This window comes from Parabacteroides sp. AF14-59, assembly GCF_003479515.1.
GTDB classification, from domain to species: domain Bacteria; phylum Bacteroidota; class Bacteroidia; order Bacteroidales; family Tannerellaceae; genus Parabacteroides; species Parabacteroides faecis.
The window spans coordinates 24,809-32,541 of sequence record NZ_QUHH01000040.1 but is presented as its reverse complement, the minus strand read 5'-3'; the positions used below and the strand labels follow the sequence as shown (position 1 = coordinate 32,541).

General features: G+C 43.3%; 7 protein-coding genes. 5 read left to right on the top strand and 2 right to left on the bottom strand.

Annotated elements, in window-relative coordinates; genetic code table 11:
* Window positions 1-259 precede the first annotated feature (259 nt).
* The 3 genes from DWW23_RS25640 (at window position 260) to DWW23_RS25630 (ending at window position 3,050) form a co-directional block, all read left to right on the top strand.
* On the top strand, window positions 260-1,138 hold the full coding sequence (locus DWW23_RS25640; RefSeq protein ID WP_122357307.1) for a pirin family protein: 879 nt from the start codon (window positions 260-262) through the stop codon (window positions 1,136-1,138).
* A gap of 127 nt (window positions 1,139-1,265) precedes the next feature.
* A complete protein-coding gene (gene fucO, locus DWW23_RS25635; protein ID WP_122357306.1) occupies window positions 1,266-2,426 on the top strand; it encodes a lactaldehyde reductase in 1,161 nt (386 codons plus the stop codon).
* Between the two features lie 114 nt (window positions 2,427-2,540).
* Window positions 2,541-3,050, top strand: a complete 510-nt coding sequence (locus DWW23_RS25630; protein WP_122357305.1) for a ferritin-like domain-containing protein — start codon at window positions 2,541-2,543, stop codon at window positions 3,048-3,050.
* A gap of 69 nt (window positions 3,051-3,119) precedes the next feature.
* On the opposite strand, the gene DWW23_RS25625 is transcribed toward DWW23_RS25630, so the two are convergent.
* Window positions 3,120-3,788, bottom strand: a complete 669-nt coding sequence (locus DWW23_RS25625; RefSeq protein WP_122357304.1) for a Crp/Fnr family transcriptional regulator — start codon at window positions 3,786-3,788, stop codon at window positions 3,120-3,122.
* A 340-nt stretch (window positions 3,789-4,128) separates the two neighbouring features.
* Between DWW23_RS25625 and hcp the strand changes: the two genes are divergently transcribed.
* Both hcp and mscL read left to right on the top strand, forming a co-directional pair.
* Window positions 4,129-5,784 carry a hydroxylamine reductase gene (hcp, locus tag DWW23_RS25620; protein WP_122357303.1) on the top strand — a complete coding sequence of 552 codons (1,656 nt, stop codon included), beginning with the start codon at window positions 4,129-4,131 and terminating at the stop codon, window positions 5,782-5,784.
* A gap of 75 nt (window positions 5,785-5,859) precedes the next feature.
* Window positions 5,860-6,285 (top strand): large-conductance mechanosensitive channel protein MscL, encoded by a 426-nt coding sequence (gene mscL / locus DWW23_RS25615; RefSeq protein ID WP_122357302.1) that lies wholly within the window; start codon window positions 5,860-5,862, stop codon window positions 6,283-6,285.
* A gap of 85 nt (window positions 6,286-6,370) precedes the next feature.
* On the opposite strand, the gene DWW23_RS25610 is transcribed toward mscL, so the two are convergent.
* Window positions 6,371-7,714 carry an aspartate kinase gene (locus tag DWW23_RS25610; protein ID WP_122357301.1) on the bottom strand — a complete coding sequence of 448 codons (1,344 nt, stop codon included), beginning with the start codon at window positions 7,712-7,714 and terminating at the stop codon, window positions 6,371-6,373.
* Between the last annotated feature and the right edge of the window lie 19 nt (window positions 7,715-7,733).

Below are 7,733 nucleotides of genomic sequence, written 5' to 3'. Positions count from 1 at the left end.
AACATACGCTCCAAACTTTTTAGAAACTATTTTTTAGATAATAACGTTATCATAACACTATAATTCTGAAGGACTGACTATTACAAACGAAAATAAATTCAACATTGGACACACCAACAACGTTCCTTCAAAATTCAGTGCTTATGACCATTCTTTACCCAAAAGTCCAGCATTACTATACATTATAATATGTGAGAAGCCGGCAGATACAACAAAGCCTCCTTCTTTTTTGTTTTACTAAAAAATAAGGAGATTATTTATGACAATAAAAAAAGTAGAAAGTATCATAGCACCTCCGGCACCGCACATGGTCGGAGACGGATTCAGAGTACATAACTTCATACCTCATCTGGAAGAATTAAGTAGAGAACGTATGAATCCTTTTATCCTACTCGACTATAATGCAAAAATGGAATTTTCACCACGAAAAGAGCCAAGAGGAGTCGGAGTTCATCCACATCGTGGGTTTGAAACCGTCACGATCGTATATAAAGGTAAGGTTGCCCACCATGACAGCAGAGGAAACAGCGGTGTGATCGGTCCGGGCGATATCCAGTGGATGACAGCAGCATCCGGTGTTCTTCACAAAGAATACCATGAAGAACAATTCAGCCAGAAAGGAGGAGAATTTCATGTCGTACAACTATGGATCAATCTCCCGGCTAAAGATAAAAAGGCTGATCCCAAATACCAGTCTATCGTCAACAGCCAGATACCGAAAGTTGAATTACCCGACAATGCCGGGCTGGTCGAAGTCATTGCCGGAAGCTATCAGGAAACAAATGGAATAGCATCCACTTTTACTCCCATGCATTTACTTAATGTAAAACTGAATAAGGGTGGAAATGCCGATTTTTCGTTTCCGGCAAATTACAATACAGCAATTCTGGTTATTGAAGGCTCTGTCAAAATCAATAATAACGAACTGGTTCCAACCGACTATTTTGCCTTATTTGAAAATAAAGGAGAAAGTTTCAACCTCCAGGCTGTAAACAAAGCGACCATCCTAGTCCTGAGCGGAGAACCTATCAAAGAAGCCATTGCCGCTTACGGTCCGTTTGTCATGAATAATGTGGCAGAATTGAAACAAGCCTATATCGACCTGGCAGCCGGTAAGTTCGGTAAACTGGAAGATTAAGCCATTATAACCCAACATAAAAGCATTGTCAGTTTTGAAACCATAAATATCATATTTATAAGTTTCAGGAACAGACAATGCTTTACTTTTGCCCCCCTGTTACAGTTATAACCTAAAGAAAAACTATATGAGCATGAACAGAATCATATTAAATGAAACTTCTTACTTTGGCCCGGGGGCAAGAGCTATTATTCCCGAAGAAGTTAAAAGAAGGAATCTGAAGAAAGCATTTATCGTTACAGACAATGATCTTGTAAAATTTGGGGTTGTAAAATTAATTACCGACGTATTGGAGCAGGCAGCTATTCCCTACTCCATTTTCCCGGAAGTTAAACAAAACCCGACAGTAACTAATGTAAAGAGCGGAGTTAAAGCTTATGCCGCTTCCGGTGCCGATTTCATTATTGCCATAGGCGGAGGTTCTCCCACAGATACAGCAAAGGCAATAGGTATTATCACCAATAATCCGGAATTCGCAGACGTCATTTCTTTGGAAGGTGTAGCCAACACAAAAAACAAATCCGTACCCGTTATTGCATTGCCAACAACAGCCGGAACAGCAGCAGAAGTCACTATCAACTATGTCATTACAGACGAAGAGAATGTCAAAAAGATGGTCTGTGTAGATCCTAACGATATTCCTGTTCTGGCTATTGTCGATGCAGAACTAATGAGTTCCATGCCTAAATCATTAACCGCAGCAACCGGAATGGATGCCCTTACCCATGCGATCGAGGGATATATTACAAAAGGAGCCTGGGAAATGTCGGATATGTTTGAATTAAAAGCCATTGAAATGATAGCCCGTTACCTGCCAGCCGTCGTAGAAAACGGTCATGATCTGGAAGCACGGAACGGTATGGCCGTTGCCCAGTATATAGCTGGTATGGGATTCAGCAATGTCGGATTAGGCGCCGTACATGGAATGGCTCATCCGCTGGGAGCATTCTATAATATACCTCACGGGGTTGCCAACGCACTTTTGTTGCCTTACGTTATGGAATATAATATGCCGTCTTCCATAGAGAAATACAAAAAAATAGCTGAGGCAATGGGATGCAACGTACAAGGGATGAATGACGACGAGGCAGCTGTTGCAGCCGTAAAAGCAGTCAAAGAATTATCTCTCAAAATCGGTATTCCTCAAAAACTAAGCGAAATAGGCGTCAAAGAAGAAGACCTGGAGCAATTGGCACAATCTGCTTATGCAGACGTTTGTACACCTGGTAACCCCAGAGATATCACCGTTGAAGACCTTTTAACCCTATATCGGAAAGCTTATATCTAACAGAATAGAAAAAATAATAAATTACTGTTTCAATTTAGTTTAGTATGAACAAACGCCCGGCAGCATTGTTTGAACAAGACAAACGAGCATTATACTAAACTAAATTTTACAGTTATGGCAAAAGAAAGTGTTAAGATTCTACAGCAGAAACTAGACGTAGAAAGTTTATTATCACAGCTTAACGCTGCATTATCAGAAGAATGGTTAGCATACTATCAATATTGGGTAGGCGCTTTGGTAGCAGAAGGTGCTATGCGTGCAAACGTACAGGCTGAATTTGAAGAACATGCCAACGAAGAATTAGGACATGCCAAACTACTGGCTGACCGTATCATCGAACTGGAAGGCGTTCCAGTTCTCGATCCGAAACAATGGTTTGAACTGGCAAGATGCAAATATGACACACCTAATGATTTCGATGTTGTCAGCCTGTTGAACCAGAACGTTGCTTCAGAACGTTGCGCTATCGTCAGATACCAGCAAATTGCTGAATTTACAGATGGCAAAGACTTTACTACCTGCGAAATCGCCAAACATATCCTGGGTATGGAAGAAGAACATGAGCAGGATCTGCAAGACTATCTGACTGATATTGCCAGAATGAAAAGTTCTTTCTTAAAGTAATACCTGGTCCGGTATAAATTACTGAAAAATAAACCCGCTCCTTTCAATAGAAAGCTGTGGGTTTATTTTTTATTGTGCCATCTGCTTCAATGCAGGCATGTTACATACTTTTACCACTTTCCTGTCTATAGAGATGATTCCCTCCTGCTCCATCTCTGCCAGCGCCCGTGCCAATGACGGCCGGGTAACACCGAACGAATCGGCTATCTCCTGCTGTGTTTCTGTTAAATGAATCACAGTCGACAATGCATCCGGTAACTTACGCAACAAATAATCCGCAATCTTATTCTTTATGTTCTTCAGGGACAGGAACATGATCTTATCGCTCAGGAAATGGCTTCTTCCGGATATCAACATCAGGAAGTTCTGAAGAAGTTGCCTGTTCTGTTGCATCCAAACGGTAAAATCATCCCGATGAATAAATAAGATCTCCGACGATTCCATAGCAATAATGTTTACCGGCAGATTATTTTTCGGAGCATATAAAAATGCAGGGGCTAATAATTGAGCCGCTTCCAACTCCTCAATAACAACGAGTTTACCTGCATCATTCACCATTTGCCCTTGTAAAAGTCCGTTCAAAACGATCATCAGATGATTACAGGGCGTTCCCTGTAAAGCAACGACATCTTTTGTCCGGTAAGTAACAACCCGGTAAGCCGCCGTTTCCAACAAAGCGGAAATCTCAGATTCCGGGATATCCCGGAATAGGATGGATTTAGAGAGAATAGCTATCATATTCAATTATATATACAGGCAAATATAACAAAAGATATGGAGGAAAGCTTCTTTTTCTGCAAGGGAAAGTTGTTGCCGACACTGTCGGCAAAATAATCGACAGCGTCGGCAAAGCTTTCGACAGTGTCGACAATATTGTTGACACTGTCGGCAACAACTTTCATCGGCAACTAAACAAAGTTACATAAGGTCCCATACTGCTTTCATTCCTATCCTACTAAAAGTTTTACCGTGTCTATCTAAAAAATATCCACGTTTGTAACATTTGGTACAATATAAGAAACCTTACCACCTTACTTTTGTTTCCAGAATAATATAAACCAATAAATTATAGAATAGTATGGATGCAAAAATGTTTTGTTTTCAGTGTCAGGAAGCCGCAAAAGGTACAGGTTGTACAATCAAAGGTGTCTGTGGAAAAGATGATGAAACAGCCAACCGGATGGACCTGCTTTTATTTGTTACTAAAGGTGTTTCCGTTGTAGCTACTCTATTACGGAACGCCGGAGTTGAAATTCCCTCACATATCGACCACTTCGTTGTCGATGCCCTTTTCTCTACAATCACGAATGCGAACTTTGACATAGAAAGTATTACTAAACGAATTGTCGAAGGTATCACTTTAAGAGACCGGTTAAAGGAAGAAGCCCGCAAACAGGCAATCGAACTTCCGATCATCGACGAACTGGTATGGATAGGCGATGAAAGCAGTTTTGAAGGGAAAGCACTGACCGTCGGTGTTTTACGCGAAGCTAACCCGGACATCCGTTCGTTGAAAGAACTAACCATCTACGGATTGAAAGGCATGGCAGCTTATGTGGAACATGCCGGAAACCTGGGATTCGAGGATAAAGACCTGCACCGATTTATCCAATATGCCCTGGCGGAAACTTTAAGAAAAGACCTTTCCGCAGAGCAATTAACAGCATTGGTTCTGGAAACCGGAAGTTATGGTGTGAAGGCCATGGCTTTATTAGACAAGGCAAACACCAGCAGTTACGGTAACCCGGAAATCACACAGGTGAACATCGGTGTCCGCAATAATCCGGCAATCCTTATCAGCGGTCATGATCTGAAGGATATGGAAGAACTGCTTGCACAGACAGAAGGAACCGGAGTCGATGTTTATACACATAGTGAAATGTTACCGGCCAATTATTATCCGGCTTTCAAGAAGTACAAACATTTTGTCGGCAACTACGGAAATGCCTGGTGGCAGCAACGGGAAGAGTTCGAGAGCTTTAACGGACCGATCCTGTTCACAACAAACTGTATCGTACCGCCGCTGGAAGGAGCTTCCTACAAAGACCGTGTCTATACAACCAACTCGACCGGTTTCCCGGGATGGAAACATATACCTTCCAGAGAAGATGGTAAAACAAAAGACTTTTCAGAGATCATAGCACATGCCAAACGTTGTGCAGCACCGAAAGAGATCGAACATGGACAGATCACCGGAGGTTTTGCCCATAACCAGGTAATGGCTTTGGCTGATAAAGTGATCGATGCCGTTAAAAGCGGTGCAATCCGTAAGTTCGTGGTGATGGCCGGATGCGATGGACGTATGAAGAGCCGTAACTATTATACGGAATTCGCCAGCGAATTACCCTCCGACTGCGTGATCCTGACTGCCGGTTGTGCCAAATACCGTTACAACAAATTGCCATTGGGAGATATAGGCGGTATTCCCCGCGTATTGGATGCCGGACAATGTAACGACAGTTATTCACTTGCCGTTATAGCCATGAAGCTGCAGGAGGCTTTCGGACTGGAAGATATCAACCAGCTGCCGATCGTCTATAATATCGCCTGGTACGAACAAAAGGCGGTGATCGTCCTGCTCGCCCTGCTGAGTCTTGGAGTCAAAAACATTCACTTGGGTCCGACGCTTCCGGCTTTCCTTTCTCCCAACGTGGCAAAGGTATTGGTTGAGAACTTCGGTATCGGGACGATCAGCACTGTAGACGAGGATATTGAAAAACTGATTCTTGCCTGATATTTTAACGAAACTTTGTATATTCGCAACCAAATCCGGATAAGAATGGTTATATCATAAAAAAGGCGAATATATATGGGGAAGTTTTTACAAGAATTTAAGCAGTTCGCCATGCGCGGCAACGTCGTTGACATGGCTGTCGGTATCATCATCGGTGGTGCTTTCGGAAAAATCGTATCTTCTGTCGTTGGAGATATTATTATGCCAGCAGTAGGGTTACTGGTGGGTGGTGTGAACTTTACGGATTTGAAAATCGTATTGAAGCACGCGGTAATGGAAGGTGACAAAGTAATCACTCCTGCCGTATCCATCAACTACGGGAACTTTTTACAGGTGACATTGGACTTTATCATCATTGCGTTTGCAATCTTTCTGATGATAAAAGGGATGAATGCCCTCAACAAGAAGAAGGCAGAGGAAACTCCCGCCGCCCCTCCCGCTCCACCGGCTGATGTTCAGTTGCTGACTGAAATACGTGACTTACTGAAAGAAAAGAAATAAGCAAAAGCCTTACGAATAAGGTTTCCACAAAGATAGGGAAGCGTGTCAAAACAGAGGTCTGCCTCTTTTGACACGCTTTTATTTTCTATGCACCGACAGTTTCCGGTACATCCGGTTTCGGGAACAGGCGAGAGCTTAATGCTTGCAGCGCCCGGGCTTTATCGGCAGACTTCATAACCAGCGAGACGTTACTGCTACTTCCTCCGTAAGAGATCATCCGCACAGGGATATCTTTTAACGCATCTATGATACGGGCTTCAAAGCCGACATTCTGCCATTCAAGATCTCCGACAACACATACGATCACCATATCCCTTTCCACATAGATCGTTGCATACTTTTCCAGGTTTGTGACTATTTCCTGTAAATGTTCAGGATTATCTATGGTCACAGAGACACCGATATCCGATGTCGTCACCATGTCGACAGCCGTTTTATAAAGAGCAAACGTTTCAAAAACCACATTCAGGAACTTATGAGGTGGTAAAATATTCAACGACTTCATCTTGATGAACACGATATTATCTTTCGCCGCTACCGCCTTGATCCTTCCCTTCTCTGCCGTATTGGAGATCAGTGTTCCGGGAACCTCCGGCTGCAAAGAGCTTAGCAGGCGGACGGGGATATTGTTATCCTTTGCCGGGCGGATACAGAAAGGATGGAGTATTTTCGCGCCGAAATATGCGAGCTTCGCTGCCTCTTCAAAATTCAATTGGCGGACAGGTGCCGTGTGATCCACTACGCGGGGATCGTTGTTATGCATACCGTCAATATCCGTCCATATCTGTATTTCTTCAGCATGGATGGCAGCTCCGATCAGGGAAGCGGAATAGTCACTTCCGCCACGTTGCAGATTGTCCGTCTCTCCGTATGCATTCCGGCAAATGAAACCCTGTGTGATGAAGATTCCGGTACCGGGGAAGCGGGAAAGCTGGTTATTGAGATGCTCTGAGATATATGCCATATCCGGTTCTCCATCAGCATTGATCCGCATAAAATCGAGAGCCGGAAGCAAAGCGGATTTTATTCCCTGCTCCTGCAAGTATAAGTGCATCATTCCGGTCGAGATCAATTCACCCTGTGCCAGGACCACTTTCTCATCAAATATGGTAAAAGGTGTATCGGCGAACGCCCAGATTACGTTGAAGCGCTCCATGACCAGTTCCAGCGCCTTTTCCTTATAGGTGACAGAAGAATATAAATCCTCGATATGTCCGGCATAGGTCTGTTCCAGACGGGTGATGATCTTATTTGCTTCATCAGCCTCCCTACGGTAGAAACAGCGGGTGATGTCGACCAGCGAATTGGTCGTTCCGGACATAGCTGATAAGACGACAATTTTAGGTTCTCCATTACGGATTATAGATACGACGTTCTTCATCCGTTGGGCTGAGCCAACAGATGTACCGCCAAATTTCAATACTTTCATGATTGTTTACTGTGTTATC